The sequence below is a fragment of the Niallia taxi genome, assembly GCF_004005475.1.
Lineage (GTDB): Bacteria > Bacillota > Bacilli > Bacillales > Cytobacillaceae > Niallia > Niallia taxi.
Genome location: NZ_RZTZ01000003.1, coordinates 281,620 through 306,817, shown reverse-complemented (window position 1 = coordinate 306,817; position 25,198 = coordinate 281,620). Strand labels below are relative to the sequence as shown.

The 25,198-nt window shown below is 36.7% G+C and carries 21 protein-coding genes; 20 read left to right on the top strand and 1 reads right to left on the bottom strand.

Annotated features, from left to right (window positions below):
- Positions 1-137 precede the first annotated feature (137 nt).
- The 7 genes from EM808_RS10780 to EM808_RS10750 all read left to right on the top strand — a co-directional run bounded on the left by EM808_RS10780 (position 138) and on the right by EM808_RS10750 (position 7,727).
- Positions 138-2,057: a glycosyltransferase gene (locus tag EM808_RS10780; protein WP_127738215.1), complete on the top strand. Its 1,920-nt coding sequence runs from the start codon at positions 138-140 to the stop codon at positions 2,055-2,057.
- A gap of 139 nt (positions 2,058-2,196) precedes the next feature.
- Positions 2,197-3,669: a hypothetical protein gene (locus EM808_RS10775; RefSeq protein WP_127738214.1), complete on the top strand. Its 1,473-nt coding sequence runs from the start codon at positions 2,197-2,199 to the stop codon at positions 3,667-3,669.
- Positions 3,670-3,691: 22 nt separating this feature from the next.
- Complete coding sequence (locus tag EM808_RS10770) at positions 3,692-4,750, top strand: glycosyltransferase family 2 protein (RefSeq protein WP_127738213.1); 1,059 nt, start codon at positions 3,692-3,694, stop codon at positions 4,748-4,750.
- A gap of 116 nt (positions 4,751-4,866) precedes the next feature.
- Entirely contained in the window at positions 4,867-5,232 is a 366-nt protein-coding gene (gene flaG, locus EM808_RS10765) for a flagellar protein FlaG (protein WP_127738212.1), read from the top strand.
- Between the two features lie 232 nt (positions 5,233-5,464).
- Positions 5,465-6,973: a flagellar hook-associated protein 2 gene (locus EM808_RS10760; protein WP_127738211.1), complete on the top strand. Its 1,509-nt coding sequence runs from the start codon at positions 5,465-5,467 to the stop codon at positions 6,971-6,973.
- Between the two features lie 17 nt (positions 6,974-6,990).
- Complete coding sequence (fliS, locus tag EM808_RS10755; protein ID WP_127738210.1) at positions 6,991-7,392, top strand: flagellar export chaperone FliS; 402 nt, start codon at positions 6,991-6,993, stop codon at positions 7,390-7,392.
- Positions 7,392-7,727: a flagellar protein FliT gene (locus EM808_RS10750; protein WP_127738209.1), complete on the top strand. Its 336-nt coding sequence runs from the start codon at positions 7,392-7,394 to the stop codon at positions 7,725-7,727. Before fliS ends, EM808_RS10750 begins: the two co-directional genes overlap by 1 nt.
- Before the next feature lie 119 nt (positions 7,728-7,846).
- Here EM808_RS10750 and EM808_RS10745 read toward each other — a convergent pair whose 3' ends face one another.
- Positions 7,847-9,013: a glucose-1-phosphate adenylyltransferase gene (locus tag EM808_RS10745; protein WP_127738208.1), complete on the bottom strand. Its 1,167-nt coding sequence runs from the start codon at positions 9,011-9,013 to the stop codon at positions 7,847-7,849.
- A gap of 808 nt (positions 9,014-9,821) precedes the next feature.
- On the opposite strand from EM808_RS10745, the gene hpf reads away from it, so the two are divergent.
- From hpf to EM808_RS10680, 13 genes are all read left to right on the top strand, one after another.
- The gene (hpf, locus tag EM808_RS10740; protein WP_127738207.1) at positions 9,822-10,376 is read left to right on the top strand and encodes a ribosome hibernation-promoting factor, HPF/YfiA family; all 555 of its coding nucleotides are present in this window, start codon (positions 9,822-9,824) and stop codon (positions 10,374-10,376) included.
- 243 nt (positions 10,377-10,619) lie between these two features.
- Positions 10,620-10,952 (top strand): bh protein, encoded by a 333-nt coding sequence (locus tag EM808_RS10735; RefSeq protein WP_127738206.1) that lies wholly within the window; start codon positions 10,620-10,622, stop codon positions 10,950-10,952.
- Between the two features lie 337 nt (positions 10,953-11,289).
- On the top strand, positions 11,290-13,809 hold the full coding sequence (gene secA, locus EM808_RS10730) for a preprotein translocase subunit SecA (protein WP_127738205.1): 2,520 nt from the start codon (positions 11,290-11,292) through the stop codon (positions 13,807-13,809).
- Positions 13,810-14,040: 231 nt separating this feature from the next.
- Positions 14,041-15,151 (top strand): peptide chain release factor 2 gene (gene prfB, locus EM808_RS10725; RefSeq protein WP_127738204.1). Its coding sequence is split into 2 segments (ribosomal slippage): positions 14,041-14,112 and positions 14,114-15,151, totalling 1,110 coding nucleotides; the frame shifts between segments, so codons are not numbered across the junction.
- A gap of 317 nt (positions 15,152-15,468) precedes the next feature.
- Positions 15,469-16,458, top strand: a complete 990-nt coding sequence (locus tag EM808_RS10720; RefSeq protein ID WP_127738203.1) for a glycosyltransferase family 2 protein — start codon at positions 15,469-15,471, stop codon at positions 16,456-16,458.
- Positions 16,458-16,886, top strand: coding sequence for a GtrA family protein (locus EM808_RS10715; RefSeq protein ID WP_127738202.1), 429 nt, complete (start codon positions 16,458-16,460; stop codon positions 16,884-16,886). Before EM808_RS10720 ends, EM808_RS10715 begins: the two co-directional genes overlap by 1 nt.
- Positions 16,883-18,598 carry a DUF6044 family protein gene (locus tag EM808_RS10710; protein ID WP_127738201.1) on the top strand — a complete coding sequence of 572 codons (1,716 nt, stop codon included), beginning with the start codon at positions 16,883-16,885 and terminating at the stop codon, positions 18,596-18,598. The genes EM808_RS10715 and EM808_RS10710 overlap by 4 nt, the downstream gene beginning before the upstream one ends.
- Positions 18,599-18,841: 243 nt before the next feature.
- On the top strand, positions 18,842-19,639 hold the full coding sequence (bacA, locus tag EM808_RS10705) for an undecaprenyl-diphosphate phosphatase (protein WP_127738200.1): 798 nt from the start codon (positions 18,842-18,844) through the stop codon (positions 19,637-19,639).
- Positions 19,640-19,920: 281 nt separating this feature from the next.
- Positions 19,921-20,745, top strand: coding sequence for a YitT family protein (locus tag EM808_RS10700; protein WP_396898426.1), 825 nt, complete (start codon positions 19,921-19,923; stop codon positions 20,743-20,745).
- A 607-nt stretch (positions 20,746-21,352) separates the two neighbouring features.
- Positions 21,353-22,039 (top strand): cell division ATP-binding protein FtsE, encoded by a 687-nt coding sequence (ftsE, locus tag EM808_RS10695; protein WP_127738198.1) that lies wholly within the window; start codon positions 21,353-21,355, stop codon positions 22,037-22,039.
- Positions 22,029-22,922 (top strand): permease-like cell division protein FtsX, encoded by an 894-nt coding sequence (gene ftsX / locus EM808_RS10690; RefSeq protein WP_127738197.1) that lies wholly within the window; start codon positions 22,029-22,031, stop codon positions 22,920-22,922. Before ftsE ends, ftsX begins: the two co-directional genes overlap by 11 nt.
- Positions 22,923-23,100: 178 nt before the next feature.
- Positions 23,101-24,528, top strand: a complete 1,428-nt coding sequence (locus tag EM808_RS10685; RefSeq protein ID WP_127738196.1) for a murein hydrolase activator EnvC family protein — start codon at positions 23,101-23,103, stop codon at positions 24,526-24,528.
- A gap of 134 nt (positions 24,529-24,662) precedes the next feature.
- Positions 24,663-25,007 (top strand): ArsR/SmtB family transcription factor, encoded by a 345-nt coding sequence (locus tag EM808_RS10680; protein ID WP_164849623.1) that lies wholly within the window; start codon positions 24,663-24,665, stop codon positions 25,005-25,007.
- The last annotated feature ends 191 nt before the right edge of the window (positions 25,008-25,198 follow it).

The following is a 25,198-nucleotide window of genomic DNA, read 5'->3' as shown; positions in this document are numbered from 1 at the left end:
CTAACAAGTGTCAAATGATTAACTTCTATAATTACTTCAATAATAAAATATTTTAGTAGTTCTATTGAAATATCGTGCTTCGTTTTACTAAGCACGATATTTTTATTAGCATTATTAACTATCAGGAGGAATTATCAATGGAATTAAGCGTGTCATTATGCATGATTGTTAAAAATGAAGAAAGTGTCTTGGATCGTTGCCTAGCATCTGTTGCTCATTTAGTTGATGAAGTGATTATAGTTGATACAGGCTCCACAGACAGAACGAAGGAGATTGCAAGCAAATATACTTCTAAAATATTTGACTTTGAATGGATTAATGATTTCTCAGCTGCAAGAAATTTTGCCGCGGAGCAGGCAACTGGTGACTGGATTTTAGTACTTGATGCTGATGAATATATTGATGAGGAAAATTATCAGGAATTTGTTGATGGATTAAAAGAAGATAATGGCAAATACGACACATACGGTGTTAAAATCATAAACTTTACCGGCTCATATGGAGAGAAATTAGTTCAGAATCATCATGATCGTGTGTATAAGAATAATGGAGAAATAGCATATTACCGTGCAATTCATGAACAATTAAAGAGTGTTGAGGGCAAACCCGTGAAGGGAAGTATAGCAAAGCTTTCTGTATTTCATTCTGGATATATGAATAAAACTGTAGCAGATAAAGGAAAGAATGAAAGAAATAAAGAGCTTATTGATAAAGAAATGCAAGAGAGTAATAATGCATTTGATTATTTCAACTTAGGAAATGAATATTATTCTCAAGGCGAATATGAAGAGGCATTAAAAGCATATACAAATGCCTATAATCTAAAAAGCAACTATCATTTATCCTGGGTAGCCTCTACTGTTATTCAAATAATCAGTGTCTTAATTCAATTAGAGAGATTTAATGATGCAGTTAGTGTTATTGACGATTCTACAGAATTATATCCAGGTTCATTTGAATTGGTCTACTTAAAAGGTGAAATTAGCTATACTAGAGGGCAATTTGATGATGCTAAATACTACTTTGAAGAAATTATAAACAATAGCGATAAATACAATCATGAGATACTCAGACCAGATTTAAAAGACCAAATGCCGCACAGAAGGCTTGGGGATTTATATAATTATGAAAAAAATTATGATAAAGCAATTTATCACTATATGAGTGTACTGAATATAAATAAGCTTGATAGCGACAGTATTGGGAAGGTTATCTTTATATTAAATAAGTTTCATACGGAAACGGAGATTATTCAATTTATTCAAAGAAATGATTTAATTAATAAGAACAACCTGAATTACTATATGTCAGCATGCTTTAATATTGGGAAACCGGACATTATGCAGCCATTTTTTGAAGACGCTCAGGAAGACACAGTATTAGAAAAAATATATAAATTAAAGAATTACTGCTTAACTGGACAAGGAAGTATAAGGGAATTTAATGATTTATTAAATCCGAAAGTTATTGAGAATTTAAATAAAAGGCAATTACTCAACATTGTTGATATTTATTTCTTAAGAAAAAGACTTAAAGGAATAGAAAAGTTTGCTTTCCTTGTTGAAGCTCTTGAGAAAGATGAGCATGTAAGTATGTTGACTAAATTAATGGACAATCTAACGGAAGAACCGATTCTTGAGACGGAGCTATTTTTTGGTGCGCTGCAAATTTTGTTAAATTATAAAATGCTTGATTATGTTTCTGCATTATTGAAAAATAAACATTTACTAACAGAAGCTGCATTATCACAAACAGCTGCTATCCTTTATGAAAATGACTTCAAAGGAGAAGCCTTGCAGCTATATAATCAATGTGATTGGGATGTTTATCAAGAGCAAGATTTCCTTAATATTATTAATGGCTTATTGGAAACAGGGAATAATCTCAATGCTATTGAGTTTACTAAGTATGCTTTGCTTGTGTTTGAAAATGATTTCAGATTCTATAAGCTGATTTTCGAAAACTCAGTCGAACAAGACCTGTATCAGACTAATTTAGAAAAGGCAAAGCAGCTCTTCCCTGACAGTGTTTATCTGAAAAATTTACAATCGAAGTAATTCAAAGAGGAAATAGTTAAATAGTTGAGAGCTAAAAAAGGTATTTATCTAACGGTACAAACCAGTGATTGCCGGAGGATAAGTATCCTTTTATTGCTTTTTAATTAAGAATGTTCAGTTTATGATGGAGGATACATATATGTTTTTGAAAAAAAAACAGAGGGTTCTAGAGCTAACTGACACCATTATTGAAATGGTTGGTATATTAAATCAAATACAGGATCCTAGCCAAGAGCTATCAGATTGTTTAATGGCCTTAGACATTATTGCAGAGCAATTGATGCAGGAGGAGGAGCTTTCCCCTCTATTAATAGAGCAATTTAACACCGTACAAAGTAGTTTTGTCATGTATTATGAGAATTTAAAGGAATTAACTGGTGACAACTTAAGTGAAACACTTGCTCAATTAATCTCATTAGTATCATTAATAAAAGATACTATTAATACAAAGCTCAATATAGTATTTTTCCCATATAAGGTATCTATGTGGGATAGCCTCTCCACAGTTTATGAAGCAGCTAAGAATGACGAAAACTGTGTTGTTAATGTAGTGCCAATTCCGTACTATCAGCTTGCACAAGATAAGGCCATTCCAACTTATGAAGGTGACAGGTTTCCAGAGGATGTTAAGATAACTCATTTCGATGACTATAAGTTAGAAGAGCAAGAGCCAGATATTATTTTCATACATAATATTTATGATAATTATAATACGCTTACTAGAGTATATGACGAATATTTTACTTCTAATCTTAAGAAATACACAGATATGTTAGTGTACGTTCCATATTACACTGCATCTTTTATTCCGTATAAAAAAGGTGGATTTTATCCATATCATTCCCCAGCAATAGATAATATTGATAAATTTATATTAGCGCACAATAAGGAAAAGGAAATAGCGCTTGAAGAAGGAATACAAGAAGACAAACTGCTTGTGCTTGGTTCTCCGAAGCTTGATATTATGTATCGTTCCTTAAATAGCAAGCATGAATACCCTGAGGAGTGGAAGGAAAAGCTTGATGGAAAAACAGTTTATGTTCTTAATACGGGCTGTATGTACTTTGCAGTTAATCCATTTGTAGCGCTGGAAAAGCTTATAGATATTTTTAACATCCCTAGATTTGTTGAAAATAGTGTAATTTTATGGAGACCGCATCCTCTTACTGAAATATCAATTTTGAAGTATACGCCATATTTTAGTGGCTATTTTAGTAATCTTTTGGATAACGGAATCAATGGTAATGATCCATTGTACAAAGGGATTATTTTGGATAAAACGGATGATTATATGAATGCTTTGCTTTTAGCAGATGTATTGATTACTACCGATAGTTCTATCCTCAGATCATATTTGCTTACTGAAAAAAAAGTATTATTCTGGGATGAAAAAGCCCCTAAAGACTCATTAGTACCAGAAAATGCTTTTTACTATGCATATAGTAAATCTGAACCTTGGTATGAACTTGTGAAAAAATTTCCTGAAGGCTATGATCCATTAGAGCAAAACCGTATAGGGGTAGGCTCACAAGTTTATGTGAACAGCGATGGGACTTCAGGTGAAAAGATATTCAGAGAGATTAAAGCGGCTTTGCAAGGTAGGAGAAGCTAGGAAGGGATAATATGAAATTACTATGGCGAAAATCTCACTAGCCTTAATAACAAAAAATGAGCAAGAAAATATCCAAATTTGCTTGAATAGCATTGGAAACCTAGTTGATGAAATAGTGGTCGTTGATACTGGTTCCACAGACAGAACGTTAGAAATTTTAGATAAGCAGCCTCGTGTAATGGTATATCAGTTTGAATGGACAAATGACTTTTCCGAAGCACGAAACTATGCAATCAACCAATGCACGGGCGACTATATTCTAGTATTAGACGCAGACGAGTATGTGACATTCGGCAAAAGAAGTGAGCTTGAAAAAATAATGAAGCAACATCAAATTGGCAGGATGAAAATCGTCAGCAAATTTAAGAAAGACGGCCAAGTATATGAGGCAAGCTCGTATATCTCTAGGTTTTTCCCGAAAGAGGTTCGTTTCACTGGAGCTATTCATGAACAGCTTGAATCTAATTTGCCAAGAGTTGATATGAAGCTGACTGTAGCTCATAGTGGCTATTTGGATAAGGATAAAGGCTCTAGAAATATACCGATTCTTCATCAAGAGCTTGAGAAGTATCCCAATGATGCCTACTACCATTATCAACTTGGGAAGGAATACAGATTAAAACGAGAGTTTCAACAATCCTGGCTGTACTTGATGAAGGCGTACAAGCTAGCGGATGATCGCTATGCCTATTACAACCAGCTCATATTGGAGCTATTGCAAACAGGGAAGGAACTGGCTGATAAAGGCACCATTTCTGTTATTGTTGAAAACGAGTTAAAGCTTAAACATGTTACAGACTTTCATTTTTATAAAGGGCTGTTTTATCTAGATTATTGCCTAAAGCACTTGGAAGAAGCGATAAACCTGCTTCCTAATATTGAAGCAAGCTTCCTGGAATGTATTGCGATTAGCAAGAAAAAGCATATCGAATACCTATCAGGAACGGCCAGCTTTCTAGCGCTTTACAATTTAGGCGTTTATTATGAAGCAATTGGCGCTGTACCAAATGCTAAAAGGTATTATATGGAGTCTGCTAAACTTGGTTATGAACCAGCTAAGACACGGCTCTCCGCTATGTAATTGGAAAGAGAAGGCAGTTTGGCATTTTTGTCGAACTGCCTTCCCTTTTTATAAACACAGGAAGGAAGCCGCCGATATAATGGTGGTAGTATATATTTTTTTAGGGGGAAATGCCTATGATAGAAAAGTATTCTTCAAATGGCGTCTATTCAGCTCAACAGCTCAAAACCAGTGAGAATAGTGTGACGAAGGGTAACGATGCAGCTGCCGAACCACAAGTAGAGGAGAGTAAGGCTGTAAATCCTGTCGATAAGGAAAAAGAGAGAAAAAGCCTAGAAGGCTTGATGGACAGCTTAAATGATTTCATGCCTGCACACACATCACTTAAATTTCAGCTTCATGATAAGCTGGAGGAGTATTATGTGCAAGTTATTGATGATCAAACAAAAGAGGTAATTAGAGAGATACCCTCAGAAAAGATGCTTGATATTCATGCTGCAATGAAAGAGTATTTGGGCTTAATGGTAGACAAAAAAATTTGATGCATACATTGACAGCATCTTTTGCATGTATAGGATTAGATGCTGTCACCCTAAAAAAACTACATTTGATTGTTTAAAAAACACCATTCATATATAGGTAAAAAGTAAGATATCTTAATAAAATGTTAAAGGCTGAATAGGACTGGCCGATAATAATAGTAATCAATGATTATATTTAAAAAATAGTAACACACTATTGATTTAAATATAAAAAAAGTACGAGGTGAGGAATTTGGTTTTAAGAATAGGCGGACTTGCAAGCGGCATGGATATCGACTCCTTAGTAGAACAGCTAATGACTGCGGAAAGAGTTCCGTTGGACAAGTTGAATCAAAAGAAAACATATACAGAGTGGCAGCGAGACGACTATCGCGAAATGAACACCTTGCTACTGTCATTAGATACGCTAATGTCAGAAGGCGTCTCAAAGCAGTCGACATTTATTAAGAAGACGATCAATTCATCTAATTCAGATGCATTGGGTGTTAAAAATATAACGTCTACAGTTGATTTTTCAGGACAAATGGAAATTAAACAGTTGGCTACTGCTGCTTCAATTAAGAGTAATGGGGCAACTGGAATTACTGATTCTACTGCTACATTACGCAGTGCCGGAATTAATGATACGAAAATGACCATCTCTGCAATTGATGCTAACGGTGTAATGTCCAGTAAGGATATTGAAATAACAGATACAGACACGATGGACAGCTTGATTTCCAAAATCAATCAGCAGTCAGGTGTAACAGCATTTTTTGATGCTAATTCAAAACAAATCTCTTTTACTGCCAAAAATACAGGTGATATTGCAACTGGAGCGGAAATTACTTTAAGCTCTGCAAATTCAGATGGAAGTACTGGCAGTCTATTGACAACATTAAACGTTGCCTCTGATAACCTTGGCACAGGCGGTACAGCAGGAAAGAATGCAAGCTTTATATACAATGGAATTGAAACAACAAGATCTTCCAACACCTTCCGCATCAACGGTGTTGAACTGACACTTAAACAAGTCACAGAATCAGGCAAGCCAGTAACATTCTCATCAACGGCTGATGTTGATTCTATTTATGACTCGATTAAAACCTTCGTGGATAAATATAACGAAATAATTGACAAGATTAGTGATAAAATTGGGGAAACAAAATACAGGGACTATGCTCCGCTGTCTGATGCGCAAAAGAAAGAGATGACAGATGATGACATTGAGAAGTGGGAAGAAAAAGCGAAGAGTGGAACACTAAAAAATGATCAAATCCTTTCCAGTGTCTTAACTAAAATGCGTTCAAGTCTTGGCTCTATTGTGAACACAGGAGGAGCATTCAAAAGACTTTCTGATATTGGAATTTCCACTACAAATAATTATTTAGAAGGCGGCAAGCTGGAAATCGATGAAGACAAGCTAAAGGAAGCAATCACCGCTGACCCAAATAGTGTTTATAAGCTATTCCAAAACAGCAGTGCTAAAACTTCTTCTGAAAATGGCTTGGCACAAATGGTTAGAGCAAACTTGAAAACTGCTATGGATGATATCAAAACAAAGGCAGGTTCCTCTTCAAGTGTTAATAATACATTTACATTAGGGAAATTATTGAACCAATATAGTTCGAGAATAACTGATTTTGAAGATAGATTAAAGAATATTGAAGACAGATACTGGTCAAGATTTACGGCAATGGAGACAGCTATCAATAATGCAAACAGTCAATCTGCATACTTAACAAGTATGATGAGCTCATAAAAAAAGGAGTAAAATAAATGGCAACTACTAATCCGTATCAATCATATAAACAGAATTCAGTAAACACTGCTTCACCTGGCGAGTTAACACTAATGCTTTATAATGGATGCCTGAAGTTTATCGGTTTAGCCAAAAATGCTATCCAAAATAATGATATTGCGACGAGAAATGTAAATATTCAAAAGGCGCAAAAGATTATTAATGAATTAATGGTTACATTAAATATGGATTTTCCTATTTCTAAAAATTTCATGTCTTTATATGATTTTATGAACCGTCAGCTTATTAAGGCTAATATTGTAAATGACATTAAAATTCTAGAAGATGTAGAGTTCCTGTTAACGGAATTCAGGGATACATGGAAAGAAGCAATTCAAATTAACCGTCAAAAGCAATATGCGGCAGGCGGACAAGCTTAATGGAAGCAATTAAACAGTGCTATGCAATCACGCAAGAACTAATCGGCTACTTAAAGGGCGATGGGGAAAAGGAATCGGATATGATTGGCGGCCTGCTTGATCAAAGAAAAGCAGCACTGACATTGTTGAAAAAGCCTACTACCGAAAATGAAAAAAAGCTCGGAGCTGCACTTCTTCAGCAGGATAAGGAGCTATTAGAGCTGCTCCATGCTGAAAAGAGAAGTATCCAACAGGATATAAAAGAATTAAAGCTTAAGAAAAATTCTAATCAAAAATATGTGAATCCGTACCAGTCTTTACAGACAGACGGCATATATTATGATAAGAGAAAATAACAAGCGAAAACCATTTGCCTTGGCAAATGGTTTTTTGCTTTTTCAAAACCAAATGTTAAAAAAGCCGACTCAAAAGGGCTGCCATTAAAAACCCTTTTGAGTCAGCTTATAATGTTTGTTTAGATTACTCTTGAAAGTTCATGATGCTTCTTATCATTAACGACATCTTCACCAATTAAAGCAATTGCGTCATAGGGTGTTTTTGATTTGATGACAGAATAAGCGTCTATTTTCACGTTAGATGCAACAACAGCTCTTTCGATAACTGCGTTTTCTCCGATAACCGCTCCTGGAAGAAGGACAGAATCCTTAATAACTGCGCCTTTCCCGATTGTTACATCTTGGAAAATAACAGAGTTTTCCACTGTTCCGTAAATCTCGCATGCCTCACTGACTAAGGAATGCTTAACAGTTGAAGCATCATCAAGATATACTGGTGGATGGGACTGTTCTACAGTATAGACATTCCAATCCTTGTCTTTTAAGAAAATGTTGGATTCTTTTTCAAGTAGATCCATGTTGGCTTCCCAAAAGCTGTCGATTGTACCGACATCTTTCCAGTAGCCTTTGAATTTATATGCGTGGAGTTTAAGATTGTCATGCAGCATTGCGGGGATAATGTCTTTCCCAAAATCCTTGCAGCTGTCTTGATTGTTTTCTTCTTTCTCTAAGTATGCTTTGAGGGTTTTCCATTTGAAGATGTATACACCCATTGAAGCAAGGTTTGATTTTGGATCCTCTGGCTTTTCCTCGAATTCGCTGATACGGTTGCTGGAAGCTTCTGTGTTCATAATACCGAAACGGCTTGCTTCTTCCCATGGTACCTCTGTAACAGAAATAGTGGCATCAGCACCTGTTTCGATATGCTGCTTCAGCATCAGGTCATAATCCATTTTATAAATATGGTCGCCAGAAATAATCAAAACATTCTCTGGATCATACTGCTCAATGAAGGGAGTATTCTGATAAATGGCATGTGCAGTTCCTTCATACCAGCGTTCTTCTGTATCGCATTGATATGGAGGAAGGATGGAAAGACCGCCATCTCTTCTGTTTAAATCCCATTCTTTTCCGTCTCCGATGTAATTTTGTAATACATGGGGCTGGTATTGTGTTAGCACGCCAACTGTATCAATGCCAGAATTGCGGCAATTGCTTAAAGTGAAATCGACGATTCGGTATTTACCTCCGAATGGTACGGCTGGTTTCGCTAGATGATCTGTAAGTTTTTTTAATCTCGTTCCTCTTCCACCGGCTAAAAGCATGGCGATGCATTGTTTTTTCATGATAACCCTCCTGTATTCGTTTTCAGATTGTAGTTTGATTGAAGAATTATAATCGGTCATCTTCCCATAACTTGTAGTAGTACTCATGCTCTTCTTCAGCTTCTATGCTGTTATGCTGTTCTTCTGGAAGTTCTGTTAATACTTTTAAGTTGTTCAATGCTGTTCCTCCTTGGCCATTCATATAGACGTAATTCTATTAGATTTTAATTAGATTAACAATTAAAATAATTAGATGTTTTCTGTCAACTACCGACAAATTTCGAAAGTTTTTTTATGTTTTGAAGAAGATTTGATTTATTGGTTGAAAAAATATTAGCTTGTTTCACGTAGTTTTTAGATACCCATGCTAAAAAGCTTTGAAACCAAGTTATATCAAAAAAATTGTAAAAGATTGTTCTAAACGACAAATTAGTACTATAGAAGCAGTAAAAAAAGAGAAAGCATGAATTTTTAGGAAAGATGTATGGAGAGAAATAACGGAGAAAAGGAGGGTTTACCTACATATAGAAAACATATGTTAGAATACATGCCACAGATTTCTGCATTAGGAGAAGCTATACTGCTAAAGATTCTCGTAAAAAATTTGTCTAAATGTATAAATGAAAAATTTGCCGTAAAGTTTTTGGTGAAATCAGCTTTTTTTTTACAAGTTCACAAATTTGTCGAATTTTCCAAAAGTTTTTGCAGGAAATCAAAAGGGTAATCAAGAATTATATAGCATAGTCAAAAAAGTTCACTGCTCGCATAGATATAAGAATGTGGTGGGAACAATAAGACTTGCACTGGAATCCAAAAGGAGGAGTAACTTATGAATTTCAACATTAGAGGAGAAAACATTGAGGTAACTCCAGCAATTAGAGAGTATGTAGAAAAGAAGATTTCCAAACTGGAGAGATATTTCTCCGAAACACCAGATGCTAATGTAAATGTGAATTTAAAAACCTACAATGATAAGACTGCCAAGGTGGAAGTTACAATCCCGATGTCCCAGCTGGTGCTTCGAGCTGAAGAAGACCATTTGGACATGTACGCAGCTATTGATTTGATCGTTGATAAGTTGGAGCGGCAAATCAGAAAACATAAAACAAAAGTAAACAGAAAGCAGCGCGAAAAAGGCAATCTAAATGCTTTATTTGGCGCAGACGAGCCTAATACGGTTTCTGTGCAGGACGAAGAGGACGAAATGGAAATTGTTCGCCAAAAGCGCTTTAATTTAAAGCCAATGGACAGTGAGGAAGCCATTTTACAAATGGATCTTCTTGGCCACAGCTTCTTTGTTTATACAGATGCGGAAACGAATTCAACAAATATTGTTTATAAAAGAAAAGACGGCAAGTATGGTTTGATCGAAGCAAGTAGTTAAATAGCATTTTTTTAAAAACCTGCAGGAAACTGCAGGTTTTTTTCTAATATAGTAAGAACATGTAAGGTGTAGCTTTTTTTAGAAGATAGTATGCCGTAATCATTATATGGAAATTACTTGAATATTCCAGCGTGATGCAGAAGTGTTTGATATAATAAACAAAAGAATTTATAGCTAAAACAGCTGAAATCAGAATATCCTTTCTTATAAAAGTTAATTTCATTTTCAAGGAGTGTGAAAGGGATGAAAAGGTCTGTAATGGAAGCGAACCTGTTTTGTACACACTGTAATAATGAAACAAACCATGACGTTGTTTATATAAATGAAGAGATAACGAGCGTCAAGTGCCAAACTTGTCAGCATGAAGCAGGCATGAAGGTGGACATCATGAAGAAGTTTTATAAAGAGCTATTTGAGCATATTGCCACAAAGCCGAGCAGGATGACAGAGGAATACAAGCAGGATCTAAGTAAATTCATTGCAAGACTACCTATTAGGGTCATCAGCAAGCCATATCGCTTCATACGCTACTTGAATGAATCCAGAAAGGTATTAAAGTACTATAAAAAGACCTGATTTTTTTACTATAATGAGCAACTGCGTTTTTTTCTTTAGGGCATCAGTCCTTTACATACCCCTTTTTTCAGCTTTCTGTCTTTCCTTTATACTAAAGTTGTCACTCTATTAAGGAAATGGTAATATTAATAGGAAAATACTAGTGCAGCTATCATATATTCAATGATATCCTTCTTATATGGAGTTTACAAAAGAGCCATATTCTTTTCATGTGATTTTAATGAATAGTGAATATGCTATAGATACTTTAATGCTAGTTATTATGCTATTGATATAATAAACGGATGGAATTTTTCACATAGAATCTCTCATTTTAATTATAAAGGAGCGTTTTTTAATGCTTGGTATTTTAAATAAGGTTTTTGATCAGAACAAACGCGATATAAAGAAACTGACTAAGATTGCCGAAAAGGTTGAGCTTTTGGCTGGAGAAACAGCAGCATTAAGCGATGAGCAGCTCAAGGCAAAAACAGAGGAGTTCAAAGCGCGCGTTCAAAAAGGAGAAACACTTGACGATTTGCTGGTTGAGGCTTTTGCGGTTGTGAGGGAAGCTGCAAAGCGTGTGCTTGGCCTTTACCCATATCCTGTTCAGCTGATGGGGGGAGCTTCTCTTCATGAAGGTAATATTTCTGAAATGAAGACTGGTGAAGGTAAAACCCTGACTGCGACAATGCCGGTATATTTGAATGCACTTTCTGGAAAAGGCGTTCATGTTGTCACAGTCAATGAATATTTGGCTACACGTGATGCTGCTGAGATGGGACAGCTATATGAGTTTCTTGGGCTAACGGTTGGTTTGAACTTAAACGGCCTTTCAAGAGAGGACAAGCAGGCAGCATATAATGCCGATATTACTTACGGTACAAATAATGAATTCGGATTCGATTATCTTCGTGATAACATGGTTCTATATAACGAGCAAAAGGTACAAAAACCACTTTACTATGCAGTAATTGATGAGGTGGACTCCATCTTAATTGATGAAGCGAGAACGCCGCTGATCATTTCTGGCTCAGCTCAAAAGTCGACTCAATTATATGTACGGGCAAATGTTTTTGTGAGCAGCTTAAAGGTAGAAAAGGACTATACGTATGATGAAAAGACGAAGGGTGTTCAGTTGACGGAAGAAGGTATGTCAAAGGCTGAACGTGTCTTCCAGATTGAAAACTTGTTTGATGTAAGCAATGTGGCAATTAACCATCATATCACGCAAGCCCTTAAGGCACATGCAAGCATGCATAAAGATGTCGATTATGTTGTGCAAGATGGCGAAATCATCATCGTTGACCAATTCACAGGCCGTTTAATGAAGGGGCGCCGCTATAGCGACGGGCTTCATCAAGCAATCGAGGCTAAGGAAAATCTTGAAATTCAAAATGAAAGCATGACGCTTGCAACCATTACTTTCCAAAACTACTTCCGCATGTATGATAAGCTTGCTGGGATGACTGGTACAGCGAAGACAGAGGAAGAGGAATTCCGCAATATTTACAATATGAGTGTTATTGTTATTCCAACAAACAGAGATATTGTTCGTGATGACCGTGCCGATTTAATTTACGCAACAATGGATGGTAAATTTAGAGCTGTTGTTGAGGATATTGCTGAAAGACATAAGTTAGGTCAGCCGGTTCTTGTTGGTACTGTGGCAATTGAAACATCTGAAATTATCTCGAAGTATCTTTCTAAGAAGGGTATTCCTCATGATGTATTGAATGCAAAAAATCATGAGCGAGAAGCGGAAATTATCGCAACTGCCGGTGAAAAAGGCGCTGTGACAATTGCGACAAATATGGCAGGACGCGGAACAGATATTAAACTTGGAGAAGGAATTAAAGAGGTGGGCGGTTTAGCTGTTATCGGAACAGAACGTCACGAAAGCCGACGAATAGATAATCAGCTACGCGGACGTTCCGGACGTCAAGGAGATCCAGGTGTGACGCAATTCTACCTTTCTATGGAAGATGAATTGATGCGCCGCTTCGGATCTGACGGCATGAAGGCGATGATGGCTAAACTGGGCATGGATGACTCCCAGCCGATCCAAAGCAAGATGGTTTCAAGAGCTGTTGAATCTGCTCAAAAACGAGTGGAAGGAAACAACTTTGACTCACGTAAACAGCTTCTTCAATATGATGATGTTCTTCGTCAGCAAAGGGAAATCATTTACGCTCAGCGTAATGATGTACTAACATCTGACAACCTTCGTTCTATTGTTGAAAGTATGATCAAATCATCATTGGAGCGCCATGTTGCAGCACATACTCCAGCGAGTGAAGATCAGGAAAACTGGGATTTGCAGGCAGTTCTTGATTATGCGAATGGAAATCTGCTTCATGAAGGCGAATTGGAGCTGAATGATATCCGCGGCAAAGAAGGCGATGAAATTGCCGAAGTCATCATGGAGAAGGTATTGCATAACTATGATGAGAAGGAAGAAAAGCTGACAACTGAACAAATGCGTGAATTCGAGAAGGTTATCGTACTTCGTGCTGTTGACAGCAAGTGGATTGACCACATTGACCAAATGGATCAGCTTCGTCAAGGTATCCATCTTCGTGCATATGGTCAAATCGATCCGCTTCGCGAATATCAATCTGAAGGGTTTGCGATGTTTGAGCAAATGGTTACTTCCATTGAAGAGGATGTTGCTAAGTACATTATGAAAGCAGAGATCCGTGAAAACCTTCAAAGGGAAGAAGTCATGAAAGGACAAGCGGTCAACCCGAAAGAAGAAGGCGAAGATAAGAAGCCGAAGAAAAAACCAGTGATGAAGAAGCTTGATGTGGGCCGAAATGCTCCATGCTTCTGCGGCAGCGGCAAAAAGTATAAAAACTGCCACGGAACTAATCTTTAATAGAATAATGGGACCTGCCTCCCCGAATGCGGAGAGGCAGGTTTTTTAAAGTCTAACGTTTGTGCAAATAAAGTATATCTTCCTGAATAATGGAAATGCTTTATTACAGAAAACAACTATTCAAATTAACTTCTAAAAAGGAAAGCATGCATTTTTTCTTGAAAAGCCATATAATACTAGAAGGAAGCAGCCGTGCTTTGAACAATAATTTTTAAAAAGGGTGACAGGTAAATGGAATTAGCAGATATTCGCAATGAGTTAGAGAAGATAAATGTAACACTAGAAAACTTTAGGGGGTCTCTTTGACTTAGATAACAAAGAGGCACGTATCGCTCATTTGGAGGATGAAATGTTGCATCCTGATTTTTGGAATGATCAGCAGGCAGCACAGACAGTTATCTCCGAAAGCAATGGTTTAAAGGATCAAGTCAATGAGTTTTATAAGCTGGCAGAAACATTTGAAAACCTAGAGCTTACTTATGAGTTGGTTAAGGAAGAAGACGATGAAGAATTGCGCACTGAGCTTGAAGAGGAGCTAGGACAATTGGTAAGCAGCTTAAGCCAGTTTGAGCTTAATCTTCTATTAAGTGAGCCTTACGATAAAAACAATGCTATTTTAGAGCTGCATCCAGGTGCTGGTGGAACAGAGTCCCAAGACTGGGGAAGCATGCTGTTGCGTATGTACACTCGCTGGGCAGAAAAAAGAGGCTTCAAGGTGGAAACATTGGATTATCTGCCTGGTGATGAAGCTGGAATTAAGAGTGTAACATTGGCTATTAAAGGACATAATGCATTCGGATACTTAAAAGCAGAAAAAGGCGTACATCGTCTTGTTCGTATTTCTCCATTTGATTCATCTGGCCGCCGCCATACGAGCTTTGTATCATGTGAAGTTATGCCGGAATTCAATGATGAGATTGAAATTGAAATCCGTACAGAGGATTTAAAAGTTGATACGTACCGAGCAAGTGGTGCCGGTGGACAGCATATCAATACAACAGACTCTGCTGTACGTATTACACATATCCCAACAGGAGTAGTCGTATCTTGCCAAACAGAGCGCTCTCAGATCAAAAACAGGGAAACAGCAATGAAAATGCTGAAAGCAAAACTTTATCAGAAAAAAATCGAAGAGCAGGAAGAAAAGCTTGCGGAAATCCGCGGCGAACAAAAGGATATTGGCTGGGGAAGCCAAATTCGTTCGTATGTTTTCCATCCATACTCTCTTGTTAAAGACCACCGTACAAACACAGAAGTAGGTAACACACAATCTGTCATGGACGGAGATATTGATCTATTTATAAATGCTTACTTGCGTTCAAAGCTAAGCATTGCAGAATAAGTATTAGGCCATCACATCAAGTGATGGCCTTTTTGTGTTTAAAAAAACCTTAAATAGGTAACTAATTATGAAGTGATTATATATTTTTGGTTAAGTTTTGCCAGCTTAGCATGAGGGAAAGGAATTGTGACGTATAATTTTTTAAGAACTAAATTTAAGAAGACAAGGAGATAAAGCAAAAATTCACAAATAATAATAAATTTACTTTTTTAGGAAAAAGTGAAACTTTCTTCTGAATTTTTCGTTTATATGTATATTGTTGGAATTATTTAGGGATTCTTATAGTAATTGGTTATTTTAAGAAAAGAGGTTATGAAATGAAAGAGGTCGTTTTGACTATTGCTGTACCATGCTATAACGAAGAGGAGGTATTTGAACAATCTTATTATCAACTGAAAAATGTGCTAACTTCCCTTATTTCAGAAGGACTTGTTAGTTCTAAAAGTCAATTGCTCTTTATTGATGACGGAAGCAAGGATTCAACATGGGATAAAATTGAAAGTGCAACCCATTTTGACAAGCTTGTCAGCGGTATAAAGCTGTCGAGAAACTTTGGACACCAAAGAGCATTACTTGCTGGTCTAGAGGAAGCTGTTCAGTTTTCTGATTGTGTCATTAGTATTGATGCAGATCTTCAGGATGACACCAGTGTAATAAGAGAATTTGTGCTGAAATACTTAAGCGGCTATGAAATAGTGTATGGTGTTAGAAGCAAAAGAGAAACAGATACCTTTTTTAAACGGAGTACGGCACAAGGCTTTTACCGCCTAATGGGAAAAATGGGCTTATCACTCGTTTATAATCATGCTGACTATCGTTTATTAAGCAAAAGAGCATTAACAGAAATGCTTCAGTTTAAGGAGTCCAACCTTTTCTTGAGAGGTGTTGTCCCATTACTTGGGTTTAAGTCAACTAGTGTTTATTATGAGCGTAAGGCTCGTGAGGCTGGGGAATCTAAATACCCAATCGCAAAGATGCTTGCATTTGCATTAGATGGTATTACATCCTTCAGCGTTAAACCGATTCGGTTTATAACATTAATAGGATTTTTGTCTTCCATTATCAGCATTATAGCAGGTGGTTATGTGCTTGTTCAAAAATTCCTTGGTGATACAGAATCAGGCTGGGCATCTGTAATGATTTCTTTATGGCTGATTGGTGGCCTTCTTTTAATGAGCATTGGTCTTATTGGTGAATATATAGGAAAAATTTACGAAGAAGTGAAACACCGTCCGCGCTATATTATTGAAGATAATCTTTGCAGAAATAAGCAGGCTAATCCTGTTAAATCAAAGGTGCATATATAATGCTTCGCTCTTCTTTTATACGTTTTCTGTTCGTTGGTCTAATTAACACAGCAGTCGGCCTTTCTATCATGTATGCCTGTCTGCTGTTATTTCATATTAATTATTGGAGCTCCACTTTTATAGGTAACTTGGTTGGGGCAGTTGTAAGCTATTTTCTTAACAAAAATATTACCTTCCAAAGTAATGCTAGATTCATAGGAAGTGGTATCCGGTTTGGCATTGTCATTCTAGCTTCTTATTTCATTGCCTATAAGCTTGGTCTAGTGCTAGTGGAAGAAGTGGCAGGAAGAATTCCGCTGCTCGCGGGTTATGTGGAAGTGCTTGCTGTTCTTTTTGGAAGCGGGATGTACACAATATTAAATTACTTTGGGCAGAAGTATCTTGTCTTTTCATCTAAATTTCAACAGGTTTCAAGGAGTGTTAAATGATTAAAGTAACAGGTTTAGGGAAGCAGGAAAAAATCTTCCTCTCATTGGCATTATTAATCGTTGTTTTATGGGTTTTGCCCTATTTTATTTTAAATGGAAATGCTCATATGCGTATCCATGATAATCTCGATTCCAATCTTGGCTGGTATGAAGTTTTAAAAGACAGTGGTAATATGTTTGCACCTGTCAATACACCAATGGAACAGATTATGAACGGTGAGTTTTCCCGGGATACATACTATTCGGAATACTATGGCATGGTTTTTCTTTTTAATATCCTGCCTCCTGTCGTTGCATATGGTCTGTGTCAGGCAATTACTAGAATTGTTGCCTTTTTAGGAATGTATCTTCTTTTAAAAAAGTATGTTTTTAAGAAGTCAAACCCTTATATCATTACAATAGGAGCAGCATTGACGTTTTCGCTCACACCATACTGGCCCTCTGGCATGCTCAGCATCCTTGGAATGCCTTTAGCATTATGGAGCTTTCTAAATATTCGCAAGGGTGAGCGAAACTGGAAAAACTATGTAGTAATTACACTATTACCGTTTTTCTCGACGTTTGTAATCGGCTTTTTTTATTTTCTTACATTCATTGGCCTGCTGTGGGTATATGACCTCTTTAAGACGAAAAAGTGGAACCTAGTATTTTTGCTATCCATCATTTATATGCTAGCAATCTATATGGCGATTGATTATCGTTTAGTTATGTCCATGATCGCCCCAGCATCGAATGAACTAACAAACAGAGATGTATTTTATCAATCTAAGCTTAATCTAATTCAGACATTTAAGCTAATTGGCAAGAACTATGTTATTAGTCATAATCAAGACAGAACGATTTCACAATATATCATATTGCCTCTCACCATTATTTGCTTAGTTTGGGTGCTTATAAAAAATAAAGCAAAAGACAATCGTCTATTTATTTTCTTGCATATTGTTAATTTGCTGCTGTCCACCTGGTATGCGTTTTGGTTCTTTGAAGGCTGGCAACCATTGAAAGAACGGTTCGGCATTTTGACGAGCTTTAATTTTGGCAGGTTCCATTATTTGCGACCGATGATCATCTATGTTTTATTTGCACTATCATTGAAAATGCTGTGGGATCAAGGTGGACGAGTAAAAAAATTAGTTTATGTTTTGGTAATAGCACAGCTGCTTGTATTGATCCCAAATAATGAGGAAATCAAGTACAAAAATCAGCCAAGCTATAAGCAATATTTTGCAGTTGATGAATTTAAGGAAATTAAAGATTACATAGGTAAGCCATTAGAGGATTACAGGGTTGTAAGTATTGGCATGCATCCTAATGTTGCCCAGTACAATGGCTTTTATACACTTGATTCCTACAGCAATATTTATCCATTAAGCTATAAGGAAGAATTTAGAAAAATTATTGAGCCTGAACTCAATAAAAATAAAGGGCTACGGGAGTATTATGATTACTGGGGTGGACGCTGTTATATATTTGTTGATGAGCTCGGCAAAAAATACCAGTTTTCCAAGCATACAAAGAAAACTATCAAGAATTTGGACTTAAATACAAATCAGCTTAAGAAAATGGGCGGTCAATATATTCTGTCAGCAGTGCCTATTGATAATGCTGCAGATAATAATTTAAGCTTTGAGAAATCATTTGATTCAAAGGACAGTTATTGGAAGATATATCTTTATAAAGTTAATGGAAAAGTGTCTCAACAAAGACTGTAGAAAACCGATGATTTAAAAAGTTAAATGATTAGTTTCTTGAGGTTCCTATACTAAAACAAGTGGATATTGATTTCTCCTGCAGAGGGCCTTAACTGTCCCGCTAATCTGCAGGGGAAAGAGATATCCTATTTTATTGGAGCTTACTCTCTACTGTTCCAACTAGGTTTCGTATACAGATAAACATCTATCCACTTTATAGTATAAATTACTAATCACCCCAATATATATAAATTGGAGGTGTTTATGGATATTTTAACGGCTATTATCATGGGTATTGTAGAAGGCTTGACAGAGTTCGCGCCTGTTTCGTCAACAGGGCATCTTATTTTAGCAGGCCATTTGTTGGACTTTACTGGAGAAAGTGCGAAAACATTTGAAATCATTATTCAGCTTGGCAGCATACTCGCCGTTATTTTTGTTTTTTGGCGAAGGATATTAAGTATTTTAGGCTTAAAGAAATATCAGGATTCGGAAAGCGTTGGTACACTAAGTATTTTTCATATTGCTGTAGGAATTATTCCCTTCGGTGTTGGCGGTGTTCTGTTTTATGACTTGATAAAAAATGTATTATTTAGCCCGGCAACTGTTGTCATCACATTAATTATCGGAGGGCTGCTGATGCTGGCAGCTGAGAAGCTGAAGCCGAAAGCTTCTGCAGAAACACTTGATCAAGTTACATACAGACAAGCCCTAACAGTAGGTTTTTTTCAGTGCTTTGCATTAGTGCCAGGCTTTTCCCGATCTGGAGCAACACTTTCAGGCGGACTGCTTGCAGGTATGAGCCATAAGACAGCGTCTGAATTCACATTTATCATGGCAGTTCCCATCATGTTTGCAGCATCGGCAAAGGATTTATTTGAAAGCTGGAATCAATTGGGCGCACAAGATATACCTGTTTTTGCAGCAGGCTTTGTGACCGCCTTTATCGTTGCGTTAATTGCAATCAAGTTTTTTCTGCGGCTTATTAATAAAGTGAAATTAATTCCCTTTGCGATATATCGTTTTGGACTGGCCATCGTTTTTTGGATATTTATTATATAAAATGACAAATGCTATCCTTTCGAGAAAGGATAGTATTTTTTTGTTCCATCCTTGAAAAACGTTGTTTCATCCCTTTACCACTCTAATTTGTCACCATTTACACTTGCTCATTTGAATGATATACTCTCTGCTTGGGAAAATATAAAGAATGCATTTTTTAAGCAATATTAACTTTTAGGAACAATGCTTCTTACATATTTTTTAATAGCAAAAATTATGTCGTTTTTTAAAGAAATGAAGACATGTCAATAAAAGACAATAAACTAATGAGGTGTCAAATCTTGCGTGAGTATATTTATGTATTAATTGGATCTGCTATTGTAGCATTATCATTTAACTTATTTCTATTGCCTAACAGCATTGCTTCAGGTGGAGTGAGCGGTATCAGCACAATTACTGCGAGCCTGTTTCATTGGGAGCCGGCATTTGTACAATGGGCTTTTAATATTCCTTTATTTATTGCCGGCGTCATATTCCTTGGGAAAAATTTCGGTATTAAAACGCTTGTCGGAACATTATTCCTGCCATTTGTTGTTTTCTTATCAAAGGATATGGAGCCATGGACTACTCAACCGCTGCTTGCAGCGATATACGGTGGAATTGGTATTGGCCTTGGGATAGGGATTGTTTTTAAAGGAAAGGCATCAACAGGCGGAACAGATCTTGCCGCGCAAATTATCACTAAATATACAGGGATGTCATTAGGAAAAAGTGTTGCTTTGATCGATGGGGTTATTGTTATTACGGCTGCTGCTGTATTTAGTATTGAACAAGGTTTATATGCATTGTTAGCCTTGTTTATTACAAGTAAGACAATTGATATTGTCCAGGTTGGCTTTGGAAGCAGCAAAATGGCACTTATCATTACAGAAAAACAAGAGGATGTAAGGGAAGGAATCTTAAATAAAATCGACAGAGGTGTTACAAAGCTGACAGCTCATGGCGGTTATACAGATTTTGAGCGTCCTATTTTAATGTGTGTTGTTGATCAGGCCCAGTTTATGAAATTAAAGGGGTTAGTTCAATCGATAGATCCGACTGCTTTTGTCATTGTAATGGATGCATCAGAGGTTCACGGCAGAGGCTTTAGTGCAAAAAAAGCATAGAAGTAAATCAATGTCCTTCTATTTTTGTATAAAATGCAAAGATAGAAGGATTTTTTTATGTGTAATATGTCGATTCTTTGTAAGATTTGTAACAGGTATAAAAATGTAATCGCTTTATTGTAAATACAGGATACGTTTAAACAGAAATATGTCATGTAAATATTTCCACGAATTGTAACATAACATAGGTATAAATGCCTAAAATAGAGGAAAGATTAAAAAAAAAAGGGGAATATAGACGATTTGTAGTACTATTATAATAGTAAATAAAGGTATTGGATGATAATAATAGTACATTTTTCGATATTTGAAAAGAAAATGTAATAATTTTATCCGTTAATTTACCGTACTATGATGATATAATAATGTAAGTAATTAGAAGGAAGTCTTATATTTATAAAAAAAATGTCTCCTTCAGTCGGTTTGTAAATGTCGAATTTTGGTGGTTAATGGAGTTGGAAAAGGAAAAACGAGAGAATTAAGTTATTCTCTTAGTAGAGAAAGCAATTGATATGGCAATTCGCAAATGTGATTCGTCTTCCATGTTGCTATAGACGTTTTGCACTTTTCTTATGTTCTTACAAATAAAATTCAGGTGTGATAATAGATGATAGAAATGAAAAATGTAATTAAGAAATATGCCAATGGTGTTATTGCAGCCAATGGTATTGATGTGAAAATTAATCAAGGTGAGTTTGTATATGTAGTAGGGCCGAGTGGTGCCGGGAAATCTACATTTATTAAAATGATGCATCGGGAGGAAAAACCGACGCAAGGCACTATTTTAATCAACGGAGTTAATTTGGCAAAACTGAAAAACAGCAAGGTCCCGCTGCTAAGAAGAAATATGGGGGTTGTCTTTCAGGATTTCAAGCTCTTGCCTACATTGACTGTATATGAAAATGTTGCGTTTGCATTAGAAGTTATTGAGGAAAATCCTAAATTAATAAAAAAACGAGTAATGGAAGTTCTAGGACTTGTTGGTTTAAAACATAAAGCAAGAATGCTACCTACTGAATTATCAGGAGGAGAGCAGCAGCGTGTCTCCATTGCCCGCTCAATTGTAAATTCTCCTAAGCTTGTCATTGCCGATGAGCCGACTGGGAACCTTGACCCTGAAACTTCTTGGGAAATTATGAATATCTTCGAGGAAATCAACAATAGAGGAACGACAATTGTGATGGCTACTCACAATAAGGAAATTGTTAATACGATAAGACATCGTGTAATCGCCATCGAGGGTGGAAGAATTGTTCGTGACGAGCAGAGAGGTGATTACGGATATGAAGGCTAGAACAGTTAAAAGACATGGTAGAGAGAGTTTTAAAAGTTTATGGAGAAACGGATGGATGACATTCGCTTCAATCAGTTCTGTTACTATTACCCTTTTACTTGTCGGTGTATTCTTCGTCATTATGATGAACTTGAACGAGGTTGCCACAACGATCGAAGAAAATGTGGAAATACGTGTTCATGTTGATCAGACGGCAACAAAAGAGGATCAGGCAGCACTTGAGGATAAAATAAAAGGAATATCAGATGTAGCAAGTGTTACGTTTTCTGCGAAACAGCAGGAATTGGACAATCTAATTAAGAGTTTTGGTGATCAAGGGGATGCCTATGAACTATTCCAACAGGATAACCCGCTAAGTGATGTTTTTGTTGTTAAAACAAAGGATCCAAATGACACGAAAAAAGTAGCAAAAGAAATAGAGAAGTTTGATAATGCAGCAACTGTAAAGTACGGACAAGGCACGGTTGACAGATTGTTTAATGTCATTAATGTTAGCCGCAATGTCGGGATTGTCTTAATTGCAGGACTTCTGTTCACTGCAATGTTTTTAATTTCCAACACAATTAAAATTACCATTGTTGCTAGACGCAAAGAGATAGAAATAATGAGACTTGTCGGTGCAACAAACTGGTTTATCCGCTGGCCGTTCTTCCTTGAGGGAATGTGGCTTGGAGTATTAGGCTCCATTATTCCAATTGGCCTTGTATCTGTTATTTACTATTATGCATATGAATATTTACAGCCAAGATTAGCTGGAAACTATATTCAAATTCTTGATTACACACCATTTGTTTATCAAGTGGGAGCATTACTATTGTTGATGGGGGCAGTAATCGGTATTTGGGGAAGTGTTATGAGTATTCGTAAATTCTTGAAGGTATAAGGTGAAAACAGGAGGAAGTAGTCCCTTCCTCCTAATAATCACAATATACTGTTGGTTAATAGCCTGGATAAGGGCCAGGCTATTAAATTGGCGTTATTTTCGATGGTATAGTTCTAATTTACTAGTTTTGTAGTGGTTAAATCTACTTATCTATCAATAGAGGGGAAGGCATGAGAGCTTGAAAAATACAATAGTTAAATGGACAATCGTTACTACTTTAGGCATTGGTGGTATAGTTACTCAAGTACCGTTTTCTACAGCATATGCTGCGAGCATAAATGATCTTAATAAACAAAAAGAAGATATTGAAAGCAAGCAGAGTGATGTGGTAAATAAAAAGAGCGATAAAAACGATGAGTTAAGCAGCATCCATGATGAGCAAGAATCTGTGGAAGCAGAGCTGAAGAGACTAAATACGGCTATTTCCACTACTCAAGTCAACATTACCGAGAAGAAAAGTCAGATAGAAACAACAAAAGCTGATGTGAAAAGGCTGGAAAAACAAATTAAAGAAACGCAAAAGAGAATTGATGAAAGAAATGAAGTACTGAAGGACAGAGCTAGAGCAATGCAGGAAACTGGCGGAGCAGTAAGCTATATGGACGTTCTTATGGGCTCTCAAAGCATAAGTGATTTAATCGACCGTATCGGTGCTGTCGCAACAATTGTTGAGGCAGACCGAACTATTTTAAAAGAGCAGGAAGCTGATAAGAAGCTCCTTGAAGATTCAAAAGCAGAGTTAAAGGAAAAGCTAAGCTCCCTTGAAACAATGCTAAGTGACTTGGAAGATATGAAAGCTGATTTAGATTCAAAAAAGAAAGAAAAAGATAAAGTGATGGCTCAGCTTGAAAAAGAAGAGGATCATGTTCACGCAGAAATGCTGTCTCTTGAAGAAGAAGAAGCAATTCTGGCAGACCAAAAGGTAGCAATGGAAAAAGCAATTGAGTTGGAAAAGCAGCGTCAGGCTGAAGCGGCGAAAAAAGCAGCAGAAGAAGAGAGAAAGAGACAAGAGGCAGAGGCAGCAGCTGCAGAGGCAGCAGCAAAAGCTAAAGCTGCAAAAGCGAGCAGCAGTTCAAGTTCAAACTCAAACTCAAGCTCAAGCTCAAAAAGTTCAAGCTCAAGCAGCTCCAGTTCAAGCAGTTCAAGCAGTTCAAGCAGTTCAAGTTCTTCATCTGCACCTTCAAGCCCGGCAGTTTCGTCAGGGTCTTTCACTAAACCGGCAAACGGAGTCCTTTCTTCTGGCTTAGGCCAACGTTGGGGCACATTCCATGCAGGAGTTGACTTAGCGGCGACTGGTGATAATGTGGCAATTGTAGCGGCTGCAGACGGTGTTGTTATCCGTTCTTATACATCAAGCAGCTACGGGGAAGTTGTTTTCATCGCTCACTCTATTGATGGTCAGACGTATACAACTGTTTATGCACATATGAAATCTGGAAGCAGAAAAGTAAGTGCAGGCCAGGTTGTTTCGAAAGGACAACGCATCGGTACAATGGGGAATACAGGTGATTCAACTGGACAGCATCTTCATTTCGAATTGCATAAAGGCGAATGGAACCAAGCAAAATCAAATGCAATTAACCCAATTGGCATTGTTCCATTGTAATAGATTAAAAGACTTGTCCGCATTTGTGGACAAGTCTTTTTCCTTTTTTACAGGAAGAGCTTCAAATAATGAAACAGGATACAACTATGCTATAATGGAGGCATTAGTTTTAGTTAACAAGGGGAGCAATGAAAATGAGCGGCAATGATCATAATAATGACGAGTTAAATCCGATAAATGGAAACAGTGCCATGCTTGATGAGGAAACATTATTTATTGTTTCTCAAACCTTTAAAGCATTATCAGACCCAACGAGAATTAAAATTCTCCATGTATTATCTGAAAGGCAGCATTCTGTTAATGAGATTGCAGAAAGGCTTCAAATGCTGCAGTCTACCGTATCACATCAATTGCGTTTTCTAAAAAACCTTCGTCTTGTCAAATATCGTCGCGAGGGAACTACGATGATTTATTCCTGTGATGATGAGCATGTAATGAGCGTTTTAAAGCAGATGATTGACCACGCTAGACATCACTAATGAAGAGCTAAAGCAGCCGCTTTTTTTGCGGTTGCTTTTTTTATACCCATATTGGAAATTACATTGACACTTTAAAGCCTGCTTACATATAATATGAATATATGAGTAGTTGTTCATATAATAATTTGTATACAAATAAGTAAAATAGATAAAACCACTTAAAATACTTTCATTAAGGCTTTACGAAAGAG

Excerpts from the sequence above, each read along its gene's own strand:
- EM808_RS10780 (WP_127738215.1), top strand. The coding sequence starts at position 138 with ATGGAATTAAGCGTGTCATTATGCATGATTGTTAAAAATGAAGAAAGT.
- EM808_RS10775 (WP_127738214.1), top strand. The coding sequence starts at position 2,197 with ATGTTTTTGAAAAAAAAACAGAGGGTTCTAGAGCTAACTGACACCATT.
- EM808_RS10770 (WP_127738213.1), top strand. The coding sequence starts at position 3,692 with ATGGCGAAAATCTCACTAGCCTTAATAACAAAAAATGAGCAAGAAAAT.
- flaG (WP_127738212.1), top strand. The coding sequence starts at position 4,867 with ATGATAGAAAAGTATTCTTCAAATGGCGTCTATTCAGCTCAACAGCTC.
- fliS (WP_127738210.1), top strand. The coding sequence starts at position 6,991 with ATGGCAACTACTAATCCGTATCAATCATATAAACAGAATTCAGTAAAC.
- EM808_RS10750 (WP_127738209.1), top strand. The coding sequence starts at position 7,392 with ATGGAAGCAATTAAACAGTGCTATGCAATCACGCAAGAACTAATCGGC.
- EM808_RS10745 (WP_127738208.1), bottom strand. The coding sequence starts at position 9,013 with ATGAAAAAACAATGCATCGCCATGCTTTTAGCCGGTGGAAGAGGAACG.
- hpf (WP_127738207.1), top strand. The coding sequence starts at position 9,822 with ATGAATTTCAACATTAGAGGAGAAAACATTGAGGTAACTCCAGCAATT.
- EM808_RS10735 (WP_127738206.1), top strand. The coding sequence starts at position 10,620 with ATGAAAAGGTCTGTAATGGAAGCGAACCTGTTTTGTACACACTGTAAT.
- secA (WP_127738205.1), top strand. The coding sequence starts at position 11,290 with ATGCTTGGTATTTTAAATAAGGTTTTTGATCAGAACAAACGCGATATA.
- EM808_RS10720 (WP_127738203.1), top strand. The coding sequence starts at position 15,469 with ATGAAAGAGGTCGTTTTGACTATTGCTGTACCATGCTATAACGAAGAG.
- EM808_RS10715 (WP_127738202.1), top strand. The coding sequence starts at position 16,458 with ATGCTTCGCTCTTCTTTTATACGTTTTCTGTTCGTTGGTCTAATTAAC.
- EM808_RS10710 (WP_127738201.1), top strand. The coding sequence starts at position 16,883 with ATGATTAAAGTAACAGGTTTAGGGAAGCAGGAAAAAATCTTCCTCTCA.
- bacA (WP_127738200.1), top strand. The coding sequence starts at position 18,842 with ATGGATATTTTAACGGCTATTATCATGGGTATTGTAGAAGGCTTGACA.
- ftsE (WP_127738198.1), top strand. The coding sequence starts at position 21,353 with ATGATAGAAATGAAAAATGTAATTAAGAAATATGCCAATGGTGTTATT.
- ftsX (WP_127738197.1), top strand. The coding sequence starts at position 22,029 with ATGAAGGCTAGAACAGTTAAAAGACATGGTAGAGAGAGTTTTAAAAGT.
- EM808_RS10680 (WP_164849623.1), top strand. The coding sequence starts at position 24,663 with ATGAGCGGCAATGATCATAATAATGACGAGTTAAATCCGATAAATGGA.